Consider the following 22,249-nt stretch of genomic DNA (forward strand, 5'->3'; position numbering starts at 1 on the left):
TGCATTGGCGATACGCCTATGACACGCAACAGCGGTATTATCACTGATCGTCATGCAGAGCTCGACATTGAGATGTATGAGCGCTATAGAAATGGCAAAACTGCCCTTGTCGCACAAGGAGGAGGGCAGAGAGGGATTTTTACCGCTGGAGTGTTGGATGCATTCCTTCTTTCCAATTTCGATCCATTCGATGAATTCTACGGTACATCAGCCGGAGCTCTGAATTTGTGTGCTTACCTTTGTCGTCAACATGGCATGGGCAAGGCTTTCATTACGGACCTCACTACTTCCAGCGAATTCTTTAATCTTTTCCGTTATATCCGCAAGAAGCAATATTTGGGCTTGGAATGGGCCTTAGAGCGCATTCAAGATTACCCTTATAAACTTGACCTCGATATGGGGAAAACTGCGTTAGGTGCCCGTGGCGCGTTTGCTGCGGTGACAAATGTCGATACTCTTTCTGATCAATACTTGCCGATACTCGGTGGGGACTGGGTCAATACCATGGTTGCCACTTGCGCGATCCCTAAATTGTATCAGGGGCCTGTGGATGTAAATGGGCATCCTTATGTTGATGGTGGGGTCTCTGCCTCGATTCCTGTGCAAGAAGCATGGAGAAAGAATGCGCGTAATATTATTGTGATTCGTACGGAGCCTTTCTCTGAGGCTGAAGCCAAAGTACAAGCCGAGATTGGTGAAGAGGGTATCAAATGGTACCGCGAGTCTATTAACTCTGTGCAAGAGTCTTGGCAACACAAGGTTCACCAATGGAAAGAGGACTGGAATAGCTTCTTGCAGCAGAAAATTAATGCGGCTCATCAGTCGAAATTGTCTGGTAGAAAGCTGCTCAATGGCGGACGCTGGTTGTTTGGGGCGGATAATCTTTATCGCTTGAGCCACCTGATTGGTGAAAACTTCGATTCTGGCTTGGCTGACATGTTGATGATTCACTACCAAACCTTCGAATTGACACAAGCGTTCTTAACCGCTCCGCCCGACGATACCTTTATTCTGCAATTGGCTCCTAAAGAAGAGTTACAGTCATCGTCTTTGTTGAGCGATCCAGAAGCGTTAGAGCACGATTATCAACTTGGTCTGCAAACGGGTTTCAATTTGATTCAGCTCTATGACAAATTGAACATAGATGGTCGAGAAACGGCTTAGATTGAAATCAAGTATCTGAAAAAAGAAAAGGCTCCGTTTGGAGCCTTTATGGTTTTTTGGGAAAGTACTAAGCGGACAAAATACGCATGCAGTTGGTTGAACCTACTACATCCATCACATCACCTTGAGTGAAGATCACCAAGTCCCCTTCATCCAGTAACCCTTGCTCTTTCAGTGTTACGATTGCTGCGTGAGCCGTGGTTAAGCCAGCACCACCTTTGGAGTCAAAGAATACGGGAGTAACACCACGGTATAGTGCTGCACGGTTTAGTGTTGATTCATTACGCGATAGTGCGAAAATCGGCAAACCAGAGCTTAAGCGAGACATCATCAAAGCGGTTCGGCCTGATTCGGTCAGAGAAACCATCGCTTTGACGCCTTCCATATGGTTAGCTGCGTACATGGTCGACATCGCAATGGTCTCTTCTGCGGTCGCAAATGTGCGGTCCAATCGGTAAGTCGACAGGCTTGCTTCCGACATCTTCTCTGCACCTATACACACTTCAGCCATGGATTTCACGGTTTCCACTGGGTATAGACCCGCTGCAGTCTCACCAGAAAGCATCACTGCATCCGTGCCGTCGAGAACAGCGTTTGCTACGTCCATGACTTCTGCACGAGTCGGCATTGGCGCAGCCATCATTGATTCCATCATTTGGGTCGCAGTAATCACGATACGGTTTAAGCTGCGAGCACGGCGAATCAGCTTCTTCTGTACACCGATAAGCTCTGGGTCACCAATTTCGACACCCAAGTCGCCACGAGCAACCATAACAACGTCAGACGCTAAGATGATGTCATCAATGGATTCTGTGGTAGCGACGGTTTCAGCACGCTCCACTTTTGCCACAAGTTTCGCTTCAAGACCTGCGTCTCGCGCCAAACGACGAGCGTAATGCATATCTTCGCCATTGCGAGGGAATGAGATAGCGAGGTAATCGACTTTGATTTTGGCAGCGGTGAGGATATCTGCTTTGTCTTTTTCAGTAAGTGCATCCGCAGATAGGCCGCCGCCTTTTTTGTTGATGCCTTTGTTGTTGGAAAGAGGGCCACCGACCGTTACTCGGGTGTGGACTTTGTTGCCTTCAACGCTAGTCACTTGCAATTGCACGCGACCATCGTCAAGCAGCAAGATGTCATTAGGAGAGACGTCTTGTGGTAGCTCTTTGTAATCTAAGCCAACGGAGTCTTGATCGCCTTCGCCTTTTGGTAAGTCACTGTCTAGCGTAAATTTATCGCCGACGTTGAGATGAATTTTGCCGTCTTTGAACGTGGAAACGCGAATTTTTGGACCTTGTAAATCACCAAGTATCGCCACTTGGCGACCAAGCTTCGCCGCGATAGCTCTTACTTTTTCTGCACGTTGAACGTGGTCATCGCTGGTACCGTGTGAGAAGTTCATCCGAACGACGTTTGCTCCAGCTTTGATTATCTCCTCAAGGACATTGTCTTTATCGGTTGATGGGCCAAGCGTTGTGACAATTTTTGTTCTTCTTAATATGGAAGTCATAGATTCTCCGAAGAATGCAGGTGTAGGACTAGATAACTCGAATTCTATTCTCGCTAAGTATATGCACAGTATGCGCAGATTGTTCGCATTTAGGTCAAAGTGCTGAAAAAACATTAAGGCGCAGGCTTTGTTACCTAATTTGATGAATAAAATAAGTTATTTTTCAAACAATTTAACAGGAGTAGATTTCTGGTTATTTGATTGAATACACAAACAAACATGTTTATACGTGATGCTTGTCACGGGGATTTATCAATTCACTTCACAATTACTTCGCAAAGTAAAAAAATTATCCCGTTATAGAATTTCGGAGTGCAAGATGTACATGGCTCAACCGGGCCATATTGATCATATCAAACAGGTCAATGCTGGTCGTGTATACAAACTAATTGACCTGAAGGGTCCAATATCTCGAATCGATTTGTCCAAGCAAAGTGAGCTTGCGCCTGCGAGTATCACTAAGATCACTCGAGAGTTGATTGAAGCCCATCTGATTCATGAAACTACTGTTCAGGAAGCGACGAGCCGTGGTCGTCCTGCAGTGGGTTTGCAGGTCAATAATGAAGGTTGGCAATTCTTGTCGATGCGTTTAGGTCGAGGTTATTTAACCATCGCACTGCACGAGCTTGGCGGTGATGTTCTTATCGATACCAAAATCGATATCCATGAACGCGACCAAGACGATGTACTTGAACGCTTACTCTACGAAATTGATGAATTCTTCCAAACCTACGCTGATCAACTCGATCGTGTCACCAGTATCGCGATTACTTTGCCTGGTCTGGTGAACTCAGAGCAGGGCATCGTACTGCAAATGCCGCACTACAATGTTGAGAACTTGGCGTTAGGCCCTGAAATCTATAAAGCAACGGGCTTACCTGTCTTTATTGCCAACGATACGCGTGCTTGGGCGCTGGCAGAGAAGCTGTTCGGACATTCTCAAGAGAACGATAACTCGGTACTTATCTCCATCCACCACGGTTTAGGTGCGGGTATCATCTTAGATGGTCGCGTGCTGCAAGGTCGTCACGGTAACATCGGCGAACTTGGCCATATCCAAATCGATCCAAACGGCAAGCGCTGTCATTGTGGCAACATTGGTTGTCTTGAAACGGTGGCGAGTTCTCAGGCAATCCGCGAAGAGGTGGTTACTCGTATTGCTAACGGTGAAGCTTCTATTCTTGCTGAGCACGAAGAAATGAGCATCGAGAGCATTTGTGAAGCTGCGGCGAACGGTGATCCTCTTGCGGTTGATGTGATTGAGAAACTGGGTCGCTATTTAGGCTCTGCGATTGCGATTGTGATTAACCTATTCAACCCAGAGAAAATCTTGATTGGTGGGGTAATCAACCAAGCTAAAGATGTGCTTTATCCTGCGATTCGTCGTTGTATCGAAGAGCAAAGTTTACCTGTTTATCATCAAGACCTTGAGCTGGTGGAATCTCGTTTTTATAAGCAAGCGACGATGCCGGGCGCTGCGCTAGTGAAACAGGCGCTATACGATGGACAACTGTTGATGAAGGTGATTGAAGGTTAATCTTTCTTGCATCAACTCAACTTGAAGAAAAGGGTGAACGTTACAGTTCGCCCTTTTTTGATCTTCTCAGTGCCGAAAACGCCAATCTGGGCGCTGTTTCATTGCTATATCTATAGCATTAATGTAATTTTCGTAAGTAATGTAGAGCACTCATACAAAAGGTTTACTTTGTTGTTTCAACACGGTTTTCTGTAAAGAGTGATAGGTTGTCGTTCAAAGTTAGGTAGTGGTATGTCCGGAGTGTTAAATACGGTTGATCAGCGTACGAATCTAGTGGGTGAAAACCGACTGGAACTTTTGCTGTTCACACTGAATAGTCGCCAATTGTTTGCGATTAACGTTTTTAAAGTGAAAGAGGTGATTAAGCTGCCTCCACTGACTAAACTCCCGGGCTCTCATTACAACATCCGTGGTGTAGCGTCTTTGCGCGGCGAAGCTGTGCCAGTGATTGATCTGCGTTGCTCGATTGGTTTCCCACCACTGCGTGGCGAAGCAGAAGAAGAAAATTTGATCATCACCGAATACAACCGCTCTATTCAGGGTTTCCTTGTCGGGCCCGTGCGCAACATCATCAATACCGCTTGGACAGAGATTCAGCCGCCGCCATCGACATCTGGCCGCTCTAACTACCTAACCGCAATCACGCAAGTGAAGGACGGTGATTCATCACAAATCGTTGAAATCATTGATGTAGAAAAAGTGTTGGCGGAAATCGTCCATTACGACGTCACCATTTCTGATGGCATTTTAGATCAAGAGCTAGCTCAAGCCATGATTGGTCGTAATGTTCTGATTGTTGATGATTCTTCAACGGCCCGTAATCAGGTGAAAGATACCTTGTCTCAGCTTGGTTTGAACATCATTGAATGCCGCGATGGTCTAGAAGCATTGACGGTCCTTAAACGTTGGTGTGATGAAGGTAAAGACGTCGAGAAAGAACTACTGATGATGATCACGGATGCAGAAATGCCAGAAATGGACGGTTACAGACTGACGCATGAAGTGCGCTCTGACCCCCGAATGTCCAAACTGTTCATTACGTTGAACACCTCCTTAAGTGGTAGTTTCAACGAGGCCATGGTGCAGAAAGTGGGCTGCGACCGCTTTATTTCTAAGTTCCAACCGGATCTTCTCGTCGAAGTTTCACAAGATAGAATGCGTCAAGTTTTATATACGGGCGTTAATTAATCGGCGAAGAATTAATCCATAAGGGTAGGTGATTAATTGAAGTGCGATTGCTATACTATTTTACATATTTCTGACAATGAAATATGTAGGTATATCACGTCACTTTTCACCTATTAACCTAGGGTACTTCCGTTTAATGATATGGCTAACATCTAAAGTCATTATGACTTTATCCTTGTTACTGTATAGGAAATACAAGAGTAAGCGTACGGAAACGATGGCTGAGGATTAATTCAGCAGAATCGAAAAAGGGAGGGTTTACCTCCCTTTACTTTTTTCGGCGAAATGTGTTTTCCTGTCTCCAAAACATGATGGCTTAATGGAAATCGCGTGATTTACTTTTCAGCTCTGCAAGGTTGTGTGTGCAATCGATGAGCTTTCCTGCAATTATATGTGTCACTTCTCCTTCTCTTTCTAAAATCCCTTTGACCATCAAGACTTTTGATGTGAGATACGCTTGCTTTTGAGCGCGGGCGGTTGCTCGCCAGACCACCACATTAATATTGCCCGTATCGTCTTCTAAAGTGAAAAAAGTCACACCTGCTGCGGTGCCTGGAGATTGCCTACCTGTTACGACACCAACGACCGTCACTAAAGATTTGTGCTCCTTTTCAACTAACTGCTTCATCCGAGTAAAGCGCGGTAACTTACCGGCTTCTTCTAGCAAGGTTATCGGGTGGCGACTCAGTGACAACCCGGTACTGGCGTAATCTTCAATCAAGTTCTCGTATTCAGAAGGTTGAGCTTGGTAGTTCGCCATTGGTTCTTCCATGTGATTGAACAAGGGTAAATCTGATAACGAATCCATCGCAGCCCAGCGAGCGTTATAGCGATTACCTGAAAGGATCTGAAACGCATTGGCAGAAGCGAGCAGTTCAATATCACGACGGTTTCTTAAGATCTGTTTCACCTCTTGAATAGAGCGATACCCAGTTGTTGGTCGGAGCTCAACCAATCGAGAAGCGCTTTCTTGATTAAAGCCCTTTACTAAACGAAAGCCCAGTTGTACCCCAAGACGGCCATTAGGGCGCTTGACCAAATGATGCTGATACGACGAGTGATTGATGCAAACAGGCAGCACTTCGACACCGTGTCGGCGCGCATCTTGAATCAATTGCGAAGGGCTATAAAACCCCATCGGTTGACTATTAAGTAGGGCAGTATAGAACTCAGCAGGATAGTAAAACTTCAACCATGCAGAGCAGTAAGCCAATACTGCGAAAGAGGCTGAGTGACTTTCTGGAAAACCGTATTCACCAAAGCCGCAGATTTGATCGAAGATTCGCTCCGCAAACTCCAAGTCATAACCACGCTCACGCATCCCGTCGATCAACTTAGGTTTGAACTTGGCAAGATCGCCGTTCTTCTTCCATGCTGCCATTGCTCGGCGCAGTTGATCGGCTTCACCACCACTGAACCCTGCAGCGACCATCGCGAGTTTGATCACTTGCTCTTGGAAAATCGGTACGCCCATAGTGCGCTCTAGTACGCTTTTCACTTCTTCCGATGGATAGCTGATCGGCTCTTCACCATTTCGTCTTTTTAGAAACGGATGGACCATATCACCTTGAATAGGCCCCGGACGGACAATAGCAATCTGCACGACTAAGTCGTAGTAACGTGCAGGCTTTAAGCGTGGCAGCATGCTCATCTGCGCGCGAGACTCGATTTGGAATACGCCAACGGTATCGGCTTTTTGGATCATGCGGTATACGTGCGGATCGTCTTGCAGGCGCGTGATCTCAGCAATCGACAGGGATCGCTGGTGGTGCTTCTCGACCAATTGAAAGCATTTACGGATCGCATTCAACATGCCGAGAGCAAGAACATCGACTTTCAACAGCTTTAAGCTTTCTAAATCATCTTTATCCCATTGAATAATAGTGCGATCTTCCATCGAAGCATTCTCGACAGGCACCAGTTCATATAAAGGGCCAGATGAAATCACAAAGCCGCCTACATGCTGAGATAAATGGCGTGGGAATCCGATGATCTCGTTCACCAACTGGATAAATTGTTGGCCTTTTAACGACTCTGGTTGTAACCCTAACTCGATGATTTGCGCTTGCCAACCTTGGCTACGATCACGGCGATTAACGTTTTTGATGAAGAAGTCTAGCTGAGTTTCTTCAATCCCCAACGCTTTACCCACTTCACGCACGGCACTTTTAAAGCGATAGCTGATTACGGTGGCTGCCAAAGCGGCACGCTCGCGGCCATACTTTTTGTAGATATATTGAATCACTTCTTCGCGGCGCTCGTGTTCAAAGTCGACATCAATGTCTGGCGGCTCTTTTCTTTCTCGGCTAATAAAGCGCTCGAACAAGACCGAGATTTGCCTAGGATCGACGGCAGTGATTTCTAAGCAGTAGCACACTACCGAGTTTGCCGCAGAGCCTCGCCCTTGATAGAGAATGCCTTTCTGCTTAGCGAACATTACAATGTCGTGAATGGTCAGAAAGTAATAATGATATTCCAGCTCTTCAATGAGGGTTAATTCATTCTCGATGGTCTGATGAATGTCTGCGGGAACACCTTTAGGGAAGCGCAGTTTTTTACCACGCTCTACCAACAGACGCAGATAAGAGGTTGGGGTGTGACCGTCAGGGATGAGCTCTGTTGGGTATTCGTATTTCAGATCTGAGAGGTTGAATTCGCACAAGCTCGCAATATGGGAGCTTTCTGCCAACCATTCGGCTCTGTAAATTCGAGACAGTTTGTTCAATGGACGCAATGCTCGTTCGGCATTGGATAAACGACCAAAGCCGAGCTTATCAACGCTACAACCGTGCTTTACTGCTGTCAGGACATGTTGTAACGGTAAGCGTTCAACAGCATGCATCAAAACGCCACCACAAGCGGTAATCGGCAATTGGAACTCGTTTGCTAATAATTCACAGTGTGTGGTGTAAGCATCGTCAGCACCACCTAAATGACGCTGAATCGCGACCCATAAGCGATGAGCGTGATGCTGCTGGAGCCAACGTCCCCAATAATGGTCATTCTCTTGATGAGTCGGGAGCCACAACACAAGGCAGTGACGAATCGACATCAAATCCCACTCCGACAGTTGATAAGTGCCTTTCTCGCTGCGTCGTCTTGCATTGGTGATGATACGGCACAGCTCAGCGTAAGCTTTACGGCAAGGGCAAAGCAGCACGACTTGGCACTCGTCATTGAGCCAAAACATGCTGCCGACGATTTGTTTGATGTCGAGTTTGTGTTGCTCGATGGTCGCATGGGCTTTCACTACGCCCGCAACTGAGCACTCATCGGTGATCGCAATGGCTTGATAGCGATAAAACGCCGCCTGCAGCACCAACTCTTCTGCATGAGAAGCGCCAGTGAGAAAGGAGAAGTTGGACTGACAAAACAGTTCTGCGTAACTCATAACGACCTAACAAAAATAACTGTCGATTTAACAAAAATAGCCATGAAGAAACCAATGCTTGTGCTGATCGCGAAACACCCATAACCAGCGACCTTGCTTGGTGTGCGCAATGTAGTAATCACGCATGATCTCGTCACCATCCCACCATCCAGAGACAATCCGCTCAGGCCCATGCACTAGAGAGACTTGCTCTTGTAGCGAGATAGGTGCGGGTAATTGCATCGCTGGGCGCAGCAGAGCAGGGATGGTGTTAATCGGGACATCCGGCTCATCGGCTGGGCGATATTGACTGGCTTTCTCTGGTCTTGGATCGCAGGCTATATTGGGTTTGAGTACCGCGCTTTTGCCCAACTTAGCTTGCAGTAAAGAGAGCAGCTCTAACGCGTTCATTTGCCCTTTTTGCCCAGCAAAGAAATCGCGTGCAGAGCTTAAAGGTTCACCTTGGCGCTCTACTTTTAACGTCAGGCCAATAACAGGACCGTTTAACGTGACGGATTCCAAACTCAAACTCGCCAATTGTTGCCAGCGTTGGCACAAGTAATCGCCTTGCGCGGATGTGAGTTGAAGGTGCTGTGCTTGTTTGTCCCGCTGATGCAGGGTTAAACACAGCTCAAACGCGACTTTATCGCGCAGTTTGAGAAAGGTTTCGAGTTGACGAAGCAATGTAGCCAGTGGTTTCTCCACCCATTGGACGTTTTCAATCTCAAACAACAGTTCTAAATAGACTTGGAAAGATTCGGTTGGGTGATAAAAGTCGACAGGATGTTTAAATTGCCCTGTCAGGCGACCAACGTAGTTCACCAAGTCACTGTCGAATCGACGCGCAATGTCTTGCAGTGGTAGTTCAAGTAACCCTTGCAGTGTGGTGACACCTACACGTTGTAGTTTCTCTACGGTAGTGTTTGATAAATCCGTCAATGTTAGTGGCAGCGGTGATAAGGCTTGTTGCATGACAGACTTATCTTCACTGATGAAGTTCGCTCCTGCTAATGCCATCAATTTGGCAGAAAAAGGCGAAAAGCCGCACCCGAATTGAAAACTCAGTTTCAGCTCCGATAAATGAGCACTGACTTTAGTCCAATAGTTTTGTAGCCCTTCATACAGATTAAGCATCGGGGTTGCGCGTAGCAGAATGCCTTGGTTTGGCATCAATACGACATCAGACGTAATCAAATACAGCCATTGAGCAATTTCTTGTAACTTGCTCAGTTCGGTTTGCGGATGATAAGGATGCACTTGCAGATCTCGGCACAAAGAAGCCGCGCTACCCAAGCCCATATTTGGCTTAATGCCTTGTTGCTCGGCAATCTCGTTGTATTGAATGATCCGACAACGTTGGCTTTCTACAATCACCACAGGCTGCTCTTGGTTATCACCAAAGAGTGCATCTAACTGTAGGCGAGGGAAGTGCAAATATATCCACAAAGCCATATCACTAACCTTGGTTCACCAATGGGAAATTGACCACTGTGGATGGAATACGAGTTGCGTTTGGCATCACCAATTGCGGGTAATGGTGCTGGAAGTTGATATTAACGCAGCCTTTGCTCCAACCGCCTTTTCGTTTGAGAACTTCTACACTCACACCTTGTTCATGACCTTGTAGCTTTAGGCTCAATGAAACAGGCAAAGACAAGCGATTTGTCATGTTAGGTTTGAGCATAAACAGAGGACAAGAGCCTTGCTCACTTGCCACTTGCAGACGTTTTACCTGGTGGAGCTCTAGCTCATCTTGCCATAGCAAAACGTTGGTACACACGCCGCTCTTGAGGCATTGCTCTGCTGCCCACAGCGCATCGCGTTGATGTTCAGGCGTGATTACCCATACTTGGTTGATGTCCAAGCCAATGCTGTGTAGGAACAATGAATTCATCAACGCTGGTGGTTGAATGAATGCCGTCACCCCTCTCGAAAGAGACGCTTCTAAATAAGGCGCAAGCAAGCGCAGTTCGCCAATGCTGCCAACAGATTCCATTTCCACCACGCCATGAGGAGGAAAGCCGCCGCCAAGCAGGGCGTCGAGTTCAGGGAAACCTGAGCTATTCAGGAACTGATGCTCGTCTGCTTTGGTCAAATTTGCTTGCCAAACAAGGTGTTGGCTTTTTAAGTGTTGGATGATGTCTTGCATAAATAAAATACCTGTATATATGTACAGTATATTTCTGTGATGGAAAGTCGCAAGATTTTTATAGGCAGAAATACGAAAAAAGGCAGCGTTTGCTGCCTTTTCAATCGATTATGTGAGGTGACCTGAAGAGGTTACTTACGCTTGGGTTGAGCGTCGATGCACTGACCGTTTACATCTGTAACCGCTGGGTCCATCAAGTGAAGGTAAAGCGGTATGATATCCAGTGGTGTTTTTAGCGTGTTTGCATCTTCACCTGGATAAGCTTTTTCACGCATTCGAGTACGAGTTGCACCTGGGTTAATCGCGTTAACACGCATTGGTGTATCGCTAAGTTCATCTGCCAATACTTGCATCATACCTTCTACGGCAAATTTGGAGATGGCGTACGAACCCCAGAAAGCACGGCCAGAATGGCCCACCGTTGAAGACGTAAAGATAATACGACCTGCGTCTGAATTACGCATAATAGGCAGTAGCGCTTGAGTCATTAGGACTTCTGCTTTCACGTTAATCTGCATGATGTCGTCGAAGTCTTCTTCATTGATTTGCTCAAACGGGCACAGCGTGCTTAAAACGCCAGCGTTGTGCAACAGACCATCCAAACGACCAAACTGACCTTCGATGGTTTCTGCCATATCGATGTAGTGCTGCTTAGTTGCGCCTTTCAGATCAAGTGGAATGATCGCGGGTTGAGGGTAACCTGCAGATTCGATTTCATCGTAAATGGATTCAAGGTTTTGAACGTTTCGACCAAGTAGAATCACAGTCGCACCGTGCTGAGCGTAAGAAAGTGCCGCTTGGCGACCGATACCATTGCCTGCACCAGTGACAAGAATGACTTTACCTTTTAGGGCATCTGCTGAAACGGAGTAGTTCACGGTAGTTAATCCTTATTATTGTATCTAATTCCGACGAACAGACGTCATCTTAGTGTAGAAATGCGCCTGTTTCTCAATGGAAAATCTTGGTAATCGTGACAAGTTGGTTACAATACACCAATTCATGTGTTATACCAATTCCAGAACGGTTGTCCGGTATGTTATTTGAACGCCATCAATCAGAACAAGAGGTTACCGATTTTCTTGCCTTCTCTCTGATTTTTCTACGTAACATATTGATGACTATTACTGGTATGAGATAGAGGAACTCTCATTGGAATTTTTATTAGATTACGGTCTGTTTTTAGCCAAGATTGTCACCGTTGTTGCGGCAGTAGTTGTGCTGCTGATTATTGCAAAATCAGCGGGTGGTAAATCGGGTGCTGCGAAGGGCGAATTGGAAGTCACTAATCTTTCTGAACGTCACAAAGATGCAATCGAACAATTAGAGCATCACCTACACGATGACGCTTTCATCAAAGCTCGTGATAAAGCGGCTAAGAAGGAAGAGAAAGAAAAGAACAAATCTCGCGAGAAAGAAATCAAACAAGCGAGCAAAGAAGGTTCTCTTGATAGCAAGCGCGAACCGCATCTGTTCGTGTTGGATTTCAATGGCAGCATTGATGCAAAAGAAGTGGGTTCACTGCGTGAAGAGATCACTGCAGTATTAGCAGTCGCTCGTGAAGGCGATGAAGTGCTACTTCGTCTAGAGTCTGGTGGCGGCATGGTTCATGGCTATGGTTTGGCATCTTCTCAACTTGACCGAATCAAAGCAGCCGGTTTGCCTCTGACGATTTCTGTCGACAAAGTGGCTGCAAGTGGTGGCTACATGATGGCATGTGTGGCAGACAAGATTGTTTCAGCTCCGTTTGCAATTGTCGGTTCTATCGGCGTTATCGCGCAGATCCCTAACTTCAACAAGCTGTTGAAAAAGCACGATATCGAATATGAGCAGCTAACAGCAGGTGAGTACAAACGCACACTAACGATGTTTGGTGAGAACACCGACAAAGCGCGCGATAAGTTCAAACAAGAACTTGAAGAAACACACGTACTGTTCAAAGACTTCATCAGTGAACGCCGCCCAGCACTAGAACTTGAGAAAGTCGCAACAGGTGAGCACTGGTTTGGTACGCAAGCGAAAGAGCTAGGACTGGTAGATGAAATCAGTACTTCCGACGATCTAGTTGTCGCAGCATGCAAAGAGAAAACCGTACTAGCAGTGCACTACGTGCAAAAGAAAAAACTGGCAGACAAGCTTGCCGGTGTTGCAAGTAAAGTGGCAGACAGTGTCGTGCTTAAGCTAGCTGAACGTGGTCAAAAGCCAATTGTGTAATGCTTAAGAAATAACAAAAAAAACCAACTGTTTAGTTGGTTTTTTTGTTTCAGCGGTGGGTTATTAGTTCAGCTCTAACCGTTATTGTTTCAGTTCTAACTGATAGAAGCTTGCTTGAGCATAATCACCCGCTTCCATGCCGCGCCATTCACAGTCTGAACTGCTCTTCTTCGTATTACATTGGTTGTAAGCGCCGGCTTTGTAATACATCCAATCGTTACCATAGCCTTGGTCTACTTCATGACCTTGGTATTTGCCTTCTGCTAGATTCACATCAAATGTCTTAGTGACTTCATTTTTCTCACCAGGGTTCTTAGTGAAAGTCAGGTGCATGATGTCACCTTCCACATTCACGCTGTATGAGAAGATTTCACCTAGTTTGATACCGTCTTGTGGGTCTGCGTCGCCTTTACGTAAGTTGTATTGTCCGAACACGTTGTGGCGGATGTCTTGGCGAAGCTTCTTACCATTTTCATCTTTCGCGTCTTGAAGTTCTTTGGTTGGGTTTAACTCGTAGTTCCATGAAAGAGAGCCGTATTCATGCTCAGGCAGTTTGCGGTAAGAAATCTTTAAAGGCTCATTGTCAGAACCATGAATTTGTCCAATAACAACAGCGAATGCACCATTCTTTTTGTAGTTACCACTTGTACTGACTTGGTCAACAGATAGGGTCGCGTTTAGCTCGCCACCAATCGCACCATACTCAGCGGCATTTGGGTGAGAAGCGACGACAAAGTTGTTTTTTGGCTCACCGTAATGCGTTGCAAGCATGGCACGAAGTTCACTACGGGTATTCTTGCTGTTAGGAGTCGTCGGTGCTTCGTTTGGAGCAACAAAAACCACGGCGCCTGTTTCTTTGTTGGTATAGAACCACTCAGGGTGAACATAAGGGGTTTCTGTATTGCCCAACTCATCTTTGGCTATTTCTAATGCTTTACCTTTGCGTTCACCTTCTTTAGTCAGTTCAGGCAAGGTAATTTTCCAATTCGTCATATCAAAGTTTTGAGCTGGAGCCTTTGTCGGATCTAGCTCATATTTGCTCGCTAATTCATTAGACGAAGTTGCAGCCATAGCAGACGCAGAGGCAATGCTGGCAGCAAGAAAAGTAAGCGCTAATTTCTTCATATTGTGTTCTCAATTTTTATAGGGTCGTCGATAAGATGATTTAATATACAATAATATTGTATTACTAATATGTGATCGGGTCGGAAAAATGAAACTTAGAGAAAATTTGCCATTTGGTATTGCGCTTTAAAGAGAAAGAATCAGAACAGAGAAAACGGCAAATTCTGAACCGGGGAGAGGGCAAAGAAATGGTATCCTGAGACTATTAGGTATATACTCCCGCACCGTAAAATTAAGAATGAAATGAATTTGGGTGGAAGCACCGAAATTCGCACATCAACGTGGAGAAAAACATGTCCTCTCAAACTCCGGTTGTTACCGTAGATGGACCTAGTGGTGCAGGTAAAGGCACTTTATGTATGTTGCTAGCGAAGAAGTTAGGCTTTCAACTTCTTGATTCTGGCGCCATTTACCGTGTTCTTGCACTCGCAGCGATTCACCACGGCGTAGACACTGAGTCAGAAGATGCGCTTGTTCCACTGGCTACTCACTTAGACGTTCAGTTTGTTGCTGAAGGTGACCTAGTAAAAGTGATTCTAGAAGGCGAAGATGTCTCTGGTGAACTTCGTAAAGAAGAAACGGGGATGGCAGCGTCTAAAGTGGCTGCACTGCCACGCGTTCGTGAAGCATTATTGCGTCGTCAGCGTGCATTTGAGACCGCTCCGGGTCTGGTTGCTGATGGTCGTGACATGGGGACGGTTGTATTCCAAAATGCACAAGCGAAAATTTTCCTTGATGCGAGCGCAGAAGAGCGTGCAAATCGACGCCTTAAACAGTTGCAAGATAAAGGGTTAGATGTTAGATTTGCTGACCTTTTGAGCGAGATCCAAGAGCGTGACGACCGAGATCGTAACCGCCCAGTGGCGCCACTACGCCCTGCAGAGGATGCGCTTGTGCTAGATTCTACGTCGATGACTATCGACGAAGTAGTAGAAAAGGCACTACAATATATCGAATCGAAGCTAGCTGAGTAATTACGCTCGGCTAGGCTAAGAGCGTTGGTCGCAAGGATGATGACTGGCGAATTTAATAACCCCATGCGGTAGGATACCCGTGGACGTTTAATTTATTGAAGATTAAATAAATGACTGAATCTTTTGCTCAACTCTTTGAAGAGTTTCTAAACGAAACAGAATTCCAACAAGGCAGCATCGTTAAAGGTACTGTAGTAGCTATCGAGAACGGTTTCGTTCTTGTTGACGCTGGTCTTAAGTCTGAATCTGCTATCCCTGCTGAACAGTTCAAGAACGCTGCTGGCGAACTTGAAGTTGAAGTTGGCGCTGAAGTAGACGTAGCTCTAGACGCTGTTGAAGATGGTTTCGGTGAAACTCAACTTTCTCGTGAGAAAGCTAAGCGTCACGAAGCTTGGATCGTTCTTGAGAAAGCTTACGAAGAAGCTGAAACTGTTGTTGGTATCATCAACGGTAAAGTTAAAGGTGGTTTCACTGTTGAACTAAACGGTATCCGTGCTTTCCTTCCTGGCTCTCTAGTAGACGTACGTCCAATCCGCGACACTGCTCACCTAGAAAACAAAGAGCTAGAGTTCAAAGTTATCAAACTTGACCAAAAACGTAACAACGTAGTTGTTTCACGTCGCGCAGTTATCGAATCTGAGAACAGCGTTGAGCGTGACGAGCTTCTAGAAACTCTACAAGAAGGTTCTGAAGTTAAAGGTATCGTTAAGAACCTTACTGACTACGGTGCGTTCGTTGACCTAGGTGGCGTTGACGGTCTTCTACATATCACCGATATGGCTTGGAAGCGCGTTAAGCACCCATCTGAAATCGTTAACGTTGGTGACGAGATCCAAGTTAAAGTTCTTAAGTTCGACCGTGAGCGTACTCGCGTATCACTAGGTCTTAAGCAACTAGGCGAAGATCCATGGGTAGCAATCGCTAAGCGTTACCCAGAAGGTCACAAACTAACTGGTCGCGTAACTAACCTAACTGACTACGGCTGCTTCGTTGAAATCGAAGAAGGCGTTGAAGGTCTAGTACACGTTTCAGAAATGGATTGGACTAACAAGAACATCCACCCATCTAAAGTTGTTAATGTTGGCGACGAAGTTGAGGTTATGGTTCTTGAGATCGACGAAGAGCGTCGTCGTATTTCTCTAGGTCTGAAACAGTGTAAAGCTAACCCATGGCAGTCATTCGCTGAAGCACAAGCTAAAGGCGACAAAGTTACTGGTAAGATCAAGTCTATCACTGACTTCGGTATCTTCATCGGTCTAGAAGGCGGCATCGACGGTCTAGTTCACCTATCTGACATTTCTTGGAATGTTGCTGGCGAAGAAGCTGTACGTGAGTACAAGAAAGGCGACGAGATCTCTGCAGTTGTTCTAGCAGTAGACGCTGAGCGTGAGCGCATTTCTCTAGGCGTTAAGCAAATGGAAAACGACCCATTCAATGCTTACGTTGCTGACAACAAGAAAGGTGTTCTAGTTAACGCTACTGTAACTGCTGTTGACGCTAAAGGCGCTACAGTTGAAATCGCAGAAGGCGTTGAAGGTTACATCCGTGCTTCTGAAGTATCACGCGATCGCGTAGAAGATGCTTCTCTAATCCTAAGCGCTGGTGATGTTGTTGAAGCTAAGTTCACAGGTGTAGACCGTAAGAACCGCGTAATCAACCTATCTATCAAAGCTAAAGATGAAGCTGAAGAGCAAGAAGCAATGGCATCTATCAACAAGCAAGACGAAGCTGCTTTTGGTAATGCAATGGCTGACGCTTTCAAAGCTGCTAAAGGCGAATAATTTACTCGCTTAAGCTAAAAAGGAGCCGCAAGGCTCCTTTTTTATGCTTGCTACTTTCCGAGTAGTAATACTAATGTTGATAAACTATGCTAAAAAAAGACATTTTTTGATTGCGCATTTTGTGTAAAATTTGTCTAGAATTGATAGCAAGTGTTTGTTGGAATTAGTATTACTTACTATAATGAGTGATAAAGATACTCAAAGAGGGCAACTATGACTAAGTCTGAACTGATTGAAAGACTCTGCGCTGAGCAAACACATTTATCAGCGAAAGAGGTAGAAGATGCTGTAAAAGATATTTTAGAGCACATGGCCTCTACACTAGAGAGCGGTGATCGTATCGAGATCCGTGGCTTTGGTAGTTTTTCTCTTCATTACCGCGAACCTCGCGTAGGTCGTAACCCTAAAACGGGTGATAAAGTGGAGTTGGAAGGTAAATACGTTCCTCACTTCAAACCAGGTAAAGAGCTTCGTGAGCGCGTAAATATCGATAGCTAAGGCTCTCTTATTAGTTTGAAAAAGCGGCATACTCTCGTGTATGCCGCTTTTTTATAACTAGATTATTGGTAATATACATGGTCTGAAGAAACATTTTACTGCATAATCTTACCTACTTACTCCTCGAAGGGTGATGTAACATGAAAATTATAAAAATCATTGCTGTTTTAGCTCTCTTTTTAATTGCACTGGCTTTAGGTTCTCAAAACCAAGAGATCGTAACCTTTAATTATCTTCTGGCGAAAGGCGAGTTCCACCTATCAACGCTATTGGGTGTGGTATTCGTGGCTGGCTTTGGTCTAGCGTGGGTTATCTTTGCTAGCATCCAATTTAAGACTCAACTTCAAGTTCGTCGTCTGAAAAAGAAACTTAAAAAGTATGAGCCCGCTGAAGCAGAGAAACCTGCAAAACCAGCAGTAGAAAAACAGGCATAAGGATAAGGCTTAACTTTAATGCTTGAACTACTCTTCTTGTTATTGCCGATAGCCGCCGCTTATGGCTGGTACATGGGCCATCGCAGCGCTCAGCAAGACAAGCAGAAGCAATCTCATCAAATATCCCGTCAGTATGTGACGGGTCTTAACCTGCTCTTATCTGATCAGTCAGATAAGGCGGTTGACCACTTTATTGAATTGCTCCAAGTTGACAACGAAACGATAGATACACACCTAGCGTTGGGTAATCTTTTCCGTTCTCGTGGTGAAGTCGACCGTGCAATTCGTATCCACCAAAACCTCATCTCCCGTTCTGGGCTCACTCTAGATCAGAAAAACTTAGCGCTTCAACAGCTCGCGAAGGACTACATGGCGTCTGGCTTTTTAGATCGTGCTGAGAAAATCTTTGAGCAATTGGTGGAAGAACCCGATCACCGTGAAAGTGCACTTCAGCAACTTGTCACCATCTACCAGCAAACGCGTGAGTGGGAAAAAGCCATTCATTACGCCAACCAACTGGCTAAGATGGGTAAGAAGCGCACTCGTATTCGCGCCAATATTGCGCATTTCTGGTGTGAGCTGGCCATGCTTGATCAAGCCGATGGCAATACCAGTAAAGCGATTCAACACTTTAAAAAAGCACTATCAGAAGATCCAAAATGTGTGCGTGCAAGCATTGCGCTTGGTCGTATCTATCTTGAGTCAGAAGACTACAAACACACCATCAAATATCTGACGGGCGTGCTTGAGCAAGATAAAGATTTCATTAGTGATGTTCTACCGACCATTGCAGAGTGTTATCACCACTTAGGCCAAGAAGACGAGCTGGTGGAATTCTTGCGTGCGTGTATTGATAAGAAAGCGGGCGTATCGTCTGAATTGATGCTAGCGCAGCTTGTCGCGCATCATGAGAGCGTTGGGGCAGCACAAGAGCTGTTGACCAAGCAATTATTGAAAAACCCAACCATGAAAGGCTTCTACCGCCTTATCGACTACCATATTGCTGAAGCAGAAGATGGTCGTGCGAAAGACAGCTTGTCGACGCTACAAGCGATGGTTGGTGAACAGTTAAAAGTTAAACCGCATTACCGATGCAGGAAATGTGGTTTCTCCACCCATTCTCTTTACTGGCATTGTCCATCATGTAAAGGATGGGGGACGATCAAGCCAATCCGAGGATTGGACGGTGAATAATTTTAATGCAGCTGGCAGAGTTTCTGTCCGCTGCATTTTTTTGACCTTTATTTAATAAGAACCAAAAACAGTTAGGAGATGAAATGATCGACCAAAAAGTTATTGTCGCACTGGATTATGATAACCAAGCAGATGCGCTTGCGTTTGTAGATAGAATTGATCCTGCGTCATGTCGCCTAAAAGTAGGCAAGGAAATGTTTACGCTATTTGGTCCTGATTTCGTACGTGAGCTTCATCAACGTGGTTTCTCTGTATTTCTAGACCTGAAGTTTCACGATATCCCGAATACGTGTTCAAAAGCAGTTCGCGCTGCGGCTGAACTGGGTGTATGGATGGTGAACGTACACGCGAGTGGTGGTGAACGCATGATGGCGGCATCACGTGAAATTCTTGAGCCTTACGGTAAAGACCGCCCGCTGCTGATTGGTGTGACGGTATTGACCAGTATGGAGCAAAGCGACCTTGCTGGTATTGGCTTGGACGTTGCGCCTCAAGAGCAAGTGATTCGTCTAGCTACGCTGACTAAAAACTCTGGCCTTGATGGTGTGGTATGTTCAGCGCAAGAGTCTTCTTTGCTTAAGAATGAATTGGGTAAAGAGTTCAAGTTAGTGACACCTGGTATTCGCCCTGCAGGTTCTGAACAAGGTGACCAACGCCGTATCATGACGCCAGTCGATGCAATTCAAGCTGGCTCTGATTACTTAGTGATTGGTCGTCCAATTACTCAAGCAACAGATCCAGCGGCTGTGCTTAAGTCTATCAACGACAGCCTAGCGAACATGTAAGACTGGTTTGGGGCTAAAACGAAAGGTGAAGTGGTAAACACTTCGCCTTTTTTATTACCTGTAACACAAACATGCTCAACATAAAGACACTATATCGCTGGGCAGTAATGGCTTAGCGGATGGTACTGTTATGATCACACTTCTCTAACATAAATCGCTGTGATAGTCGGAATGTGCAACCATGTGTTATGGATGGGTTGCGTTACAAATGTGTAACGAATACTATGGAGTGGATGCATTCACTGCGTTGTAAGGTCAGGATGACCTAGTGAAACTCTCTGATATTAATACGGAAGTGGACAGGACTTCACTTTGTATTCGCTCCCTTTATTTTCTTTGCTGTGTATCGCGCGCAGTCATTCTGAGGTTCACTTGTTGTCGCTCTTCCTGCCGTACTGCGCAAACACAACAAGGAAGAAAACAATGATAAAGACCCTGCCATTTTCGGCACTGGCAATGTTGGTTGCAGGAAGTTTTCAGCTAAACGCAGCTGAGTTACCTGCAGATATCGAATGGACTTCGAACAACAACGAACCACTTTTTGCTTCAGAAGAAGCGGTTCGTGGCGGTACTTACCGCACTTCTATCCGTAGTTTCCCTCAAACGCTTCGCAGTGTTGGCCCTGATGCGAACTCAGGTCTTCGTCAGTACCTAATGGATGGCACACCGAAGCTGGCGCAACGCCATCCAGACACAGGCAAATGGATTCCACAGCTTGCGAAAGCATGGGCATTTGGTGAAGATAACAAAACCGTTTACTTCCAATTAGATGAAACAGCGAAATGGTCGGATGGTGAAAAGATCACGGCGGGCGACTACGGGTTCATGATGAAGTACTACACCTCAGAAGACATCATTGATCCGTGGTACAACGACTTCTTTAAAACGAGCATCTTAGGTGTCGAGAAAATTGATGATTACACCATAAAAGTAAATCTTGCTGTGGAACAGAGCCAAGATGCGTTGATGGTTCTGATCAATATGCCAAGTAATGGCTTCCAACCTCGTCCAGAGCACTTCTTCGAGGGTGAAAAAGACGCGAACAACGATGGTATGCCAGACAACTTCGTACGTAAGTTCAACTTTAAATCTGAGCCTACCGCTGCGCCTTACTACATTGATAAAGTGAAGAAAGGTAAGAGCGTGACATTCAAACACGTTGGTGAAGATTGGTGGGGCTACAACAACCGTTATTACAAAAACCGTTACAACGTAGACAAAGTACGCATCACAGTCATTCGTGATGAAGACATCGCAATGAAGCACTTTGAGAAGGGTAATTTAGATTACTTTGAGATGGTACTACCAAACTTCTGGCACGATAAAACAGATAGTGAAGTCTACAAGAAGGGCTATGTGCAAAAATACTGGGGCTTTAACCAAGCACCTCAAGGTGCGGGTGGCCTCTGGATGAATACCGCGATGCCAATGCTGGATAGTCTAGAAGTGCGTAAAGGTATCATGGCGGCGACAGATTACGACGGTATGATCGAAAACATCATGCGTGGTGACTACTCTCGTAAACCACATGGCCTTGGTTTCGGTCATGGTGATTACGATGATCCAAACAACAAGCCACCGAAGTTTGATCCTGCAGAAGCGATTAAGCATTTCGAAAAAGCAGGCTTTGCCAAGGTGGGCTCTGATGGTATCCGTGTAAACGACAAAGGCGAGCGTCTAAGCTTTGCAATTACCTACGGTTACAACTCACACACGCCGCGTATTGCTTACCTAAAAGAGCAAGCAAAACTTGCAGGCTTGGAGTTTACTCTGAATCTGGTTGATGGCTCTTCGGCATTCAAATACATCCTCGAGAAGAAGCATCAATTGGCGTTCTTGAACATGGGTTCTGGTGAGATCCCTGCGTACTGGGAGTACTTCCACTCAGATAACGCGAACAAGCCGCAGACAAACGCACACACCAACTACAGTAGCCCAGAGTTAGATAAACTGATTGAAGCGTATGATAATGAGTTTGAACAGCAAAAACGTTACGATTTGTCGCGTCAGATTCAAAAATACGTGGGTGATGCGAACGTGATCGTTCCTGGCTACATGGTACCTTACACGCGTGATGCGCACTGGCGTTGGGTTAAGATCCCGAAAAACGGTATGACAAAAAATACTGAACGAATTCTTCACCCAATGGACATTGCGAACTTCTGGATTGATAAATCAGTGAAAGAAGAAACTGAGAAAGCAATGAAGGCGGGTAAATCTTTCCCTGAAGTGACGGTTATCGACGACCGTTATAAGCTTTCAGCGAATTAGTTATTTAGTAGGTAGACAGTAAAAAGCCCCGATGCTTGATTGCGTCGGGGCTTTT

General features: G+C 45.6%; 17 protein-coding genes. 11 read left to right on the forward strand and 6 right to left on the reverse strand.

The window, feature by feature from the left end:
• Positions 1-18 precede the first annotated feature (18 nt).
• Positions 19-1,164 carry a patatin-like phospholipase family protein gene (locus ATB78_RS12305; protein ID WP_061008789.1) on the forward strand — a complete coding sequence of 382 codons (1,146 nt, stop codon included), beginning with the start codon at positions 19-21 and terminating at the stop codon, positions 1,162-1,164.
• A 67-nt stretch (positions 1,165-1,231) separates the two neighbouring features.
• On the opposite strand, the gene pyk is transcribed toward ATB78_RS12305, so the two are convergent.
• The gene (pyk, locus tag ATB78_RS12310) at positions 1,232-2,674 is read right to left on the reverse strand and encodes a pyruvate kinase (protein WP_009707016.1); all 1,443 of its coding nucleotides are present in this window, start codon (positions 2,672-2,674) and stop codon (positions 1,232-1,234) included.
• A 319-nt stretch (positions 2,675-2,993) separates the two neighbouring features.
• Between pyk and ATB78_RS12315 the strand changes: the two genes are divergently transcribed.
• Both ATB78_RS12315 and ATB78_RS12320 read left to right on the forward strand, forming a co-directional pair.
• Positions 2,994-4,211 (forward strand): ROK family protein, encoded by a 1,218-nt coding sequence (locus tag ATB78_RS12315; RefSeq protein ID WP_009707015.1) that lies wholly within the window; start codon positions 2,994-2,996, stop codon positions 4,209-4,211.
• A gap of 231 nt (positions 4,212-4,442) precedes the next feature.
• Positions 4,443-5,399 (forward strand): chemotaxis protein CheV, encoded by a 957-nt coding sequence (locus ATB78_RS12320; protein WP_005439567.1) that lies wholly within the window; start codon positions 4,443-4,445, stop codon positions 5,397-5,399.
• Between the two features lie 316 nt (positions 5,400-5,715).
• On the opposite strand, the gene ATB78_RS12325 is transcribed toward ATB78_RS12320, so the two are convergent.
• The 4 genes from ATB78_RS12325 to ATB78_RS12340 all read right to left on the reverse strand — a co-directional run bounded on the left by ATB78_RS12325 (position 5,716) and on the right by ATB78_RS12340 (position 11,796).
• Positions 5,716-8,790 carry an error-prone DNA polymerase gene (locus ATB78_RS12325; RefSeq protein ID WP_061008790.1) on the reverse strand — a complete coding sequence of 1,025 codons (3,075 nt, stop codon included), beginning with the start codon at positions 8,788-8,790 and terminating at the stop codon, positions 5,716-5,718.
• A 27-nt stretch (positions 8,791-8,817) separates the two neighbouring features.
• The gene (locus ATB78_RS12330; protein ID WP_061008791.1) at positions 8,818-10,221 is read right to left on the reverse strand and encodes a DNA polymerase Y family protein; all 1,404 of its coding nucleotides are present in this window, start codon (positions 10,219-10,221) and stop codon (positions 8,818-8,820) included.
• A 4-nt stretch (positions 10,222-10,225) separates the two neighbouring features.
• On the reverse strand, positions 10,226-10,918 hold the full coding sequence (gene imuA / locus ATB78_RS12335) for a translesion DNA synthesis-associated protein ImuA (RefSeq protein WP_061008792.1): 693 nt from the start codon (positions 10,916-10,918) through the stop codon (positions 10,226-10,228).
• A 131-nt stretch (positions 10,919-11,049) separates the two neighbouring features.
• The gene (locus ATB78_RS12340) at positions 11,050-11,796 is read right to left on the reverse strand and encodes a YciK family oxidoreductase (protein ID WP_061008793.1); all 747 of its coding nucleotides are present in this window, start codon (positions 11,794-11,796) and stop codon (positions 11,050-11,052) included.
• 274 nt (positions 11,797-12,070) lie between these two features.
• On the opposite strand from ATB78_RS12340, the gene sohB reads away from it, so the two are divergent.
• Complete coding sequence (gene sohB, locus ATB78_RS12345) at positions 12,071-13,132, forward strand: protease SohB (RefSeq protein WP_005439550.1); 1,062 nt, start codon at positions 12,071-12,073, stop codon at positions 13,130-13,132.
• A gap of 81 nt (positions 13,133-13,213) precedes the next feature.
• Here the strand turns inward: sohB and ATB78_RS12350 are convergent, their stop codons facing one another.
• Entirely contained in the window at positions 13,214-14,257 is a 1,044-nt protein-coding gene (locus ATB78_RS12350) for a polysaccharide lyase family 7 protein (protein ID WP_039842231.1), read from the reverse strand.
• Positions 14,258-14,550: 293 nt separating this feature from the next.
• Here ATB78_RS12350 and cmk point away from each other — a divergent pair, with 293 nt between their 5' ends.
• The 7 genes from cmk (at position 14,551) to ATB78_RS12385 (ending at position 22,194) form a co-directional block, all read left to right on the forward strand.
• Entirely contained in the window at positions 14,551-15,231 is a 681-nt protein-coding gene (gene cmk, locus ATB78_RS12355; protein ID WP_005438973.1) for a (d)CMP kinase, read from the forward strand.
• A 110-nt stretch (positions 15,232-15,341) separates the two neighbouring features.
• A complete protein-coding gene (rpsA, locus tag ATB78_RS12360) occupies positions 15,342-17,012 on the forward strand; it encodes a 30S ribosomal protein S1 (RefSeq protein WP_005438969.1) in 1,671 nt (556 codons plus the stop codon).
• Positions 17,013-17,225: 213 nt separating this feature from the next.
• Positions 17,226-17,510, forward strand: coding sequence for an integration host factor subunit beta (gene ihfB / locus ATB78_RS12365; protein WP_005438967.1), 285 nt, complete (start codon positions 17,226-17,228; stop codon positions 17,508-17,510).
• Positions 17,511-17,650: 140 nt separating this feature from the next.
• Positions 17,651-17,944 carry a lipopolysaccharide assembly protein LapA domain-containing protein gene (locus ATB78_RS12370; RefSeq protein WP_061008794.1) on the forward strand — a complete coding sequence of 98 codons (294 nt, stop codon included), beginning with the start codon at positions 17,651-17,653 and terminating at the stop codon, positions 17,942-17,944.
• A gap of 18 nt (positions 17,945-17,962) precedes the next feature.
• Positions 17,963-19,138 carry a lipopolysaccharide assembly protein LapB gene (gene lapB, locus ATB78_RS12375; protein WP_005438965.1) on the forward strand — a complete coding sequence of 392 codons (1,176 nt, stop codon included), beginning with the start codon at positions 17,963-17,965 and terminating at the stop codon, positions 19,136-19,138.
• An 83-nt stretch (positions 19,139-19,221) separates the two neighbouring features.
• A complete protein-coding gene (gene pyrF, locus ATB78_RS12380; protein ID WP_005438963.1) occupies positions 19,222-19,923 on the forward strand; it encodes an orotidine-5'-phosphate decarboxylase in 702 nt (233 codons plus the stop codon).
• 423 nt (positions 19,924-20,346) lie between these two features.
• Complete coding sequence (locus ATB78_RS12385) at positions 20,347-22,194, forward strand: extracellular solute-binding protein (RefSeq protein ID WP_061008795.1); 1,848 nt, start codon at positions 20,347-20,349, stop codon at positions 22,192-22,194.
• The last annotated feature ends 55 nt before the right edge of the window (positions 22,195-22,249 follow it).

The organism is Vibrio sp. CUB2 (assembly GCF_001557945.1).
In the GTDB taxonomy this organism is placed as follows: Bacteria; Pseudomonadota; Gammaproteobacteria; order Enterobacterales; family Vibrionaceae; genus Vibrio; species Vibrio owensii.

Bases quoted from the DNA above. Each gene is read 5' to 3' on its own strand.
- ATB78_RS12305 (WP_061008789.1), top strand. From the start codon at position 19: ATGACACGCAACAGCGGTATTATCACTGATCGTCATGCAGAGCTCGAC.
- pyk (WP_009707016.1), bottom strand. From the start codon at position 2,674: ATGACTTCCATATTAAGAAGAACAAAAATTGTCACAACGCTTGGCCCA.
- ATB78_RS12315 (WP_009707015.1), top strand. From the start codon at position 2,994: ATGTACATGGCTCAACCGGGCCATATTGATCATATCAAACAGGTCAAT.
- ATB78_RS12320 (WP_005439567.1), top strand. From the start codon at position 4,443: ATGTCCGGAGTGTTAAATACGGTTGATCAGCGTACGAATCTAGTGGGT.
- ATB78_RS12325 (WP_061008790.1), bottom strand. From the start codon at position 8,790: ATGAGTTACGCAGAACTGTTTTGTCAGTCCAACTTCTCCTTTCTCACT.
- ATB78_RS12330 (WP_061008791.1), bottom strand. From the start codon at position 10,221: ATGGCTTTGTGGATATATTTGCACTTCCCTCGCCTACAGTTAGATGCA.
- imuA (WP_061008792.1), bottom strand. From the start codon at position 10,918: ATGCAAGACATCATCCAACACTTAAAAAGCCAACACCTTGTTTGGCAA.
- ATB78_RS12350 (WP_039842231.1), bottom strand. From the start codon at position 14,257: ATGAAGAAATTAGCGCTTACTTTTCTTGCTGCCAGCATTGCCTCTGCG.
- cmk (WP_005438973.1), top strand. From the start codon at position 14,551: ATGTCCTCTCAAACTCCGGTTGTTACCGTAGATGGACCTAGTGGTGCA.
- rpsA (WP_005438969.1), top strand. From the start codon at position 15,342: ATGACTGAATCTTTTGCTCAACTCTTTGAAGAGTTTCTAAACGAAACA.
- ihfB (WP_005438967.1), top strand. From the start codon at position 17,226: ATGACTAAGTCTGAACTGATTGAAAGACTCTGCGCTGAGCAAACACAT.
- ATB78_RS12370 (WP_061008794.1), top strand. From the start codon at position 17,651: ATGAAAATTATAAAAATCATTGCTGTTTTAGCTCTCTTTTTAATTGCA.
- lapB (WP_005438965.1), top strand. From the start codon at position 17,963: ATGCTTGAACTACTCTTCTTGTTATTGCCGATAGCCGCCGCTTATGGC.
- pyrF (WP_005438963.1), top strand. From the start codon at position 19,222: ATGATCGACCAAAAAGTTATTGTCGCACTGGATTATGATAACCAAGCA.
- ATB78_RS12385 (WP_061008795.1), top strand. From the start codon at position 20,347: ATGATAAAGACCCTGCCATTTTCGGCACTGGCAATGTTGGTTGCAGGA.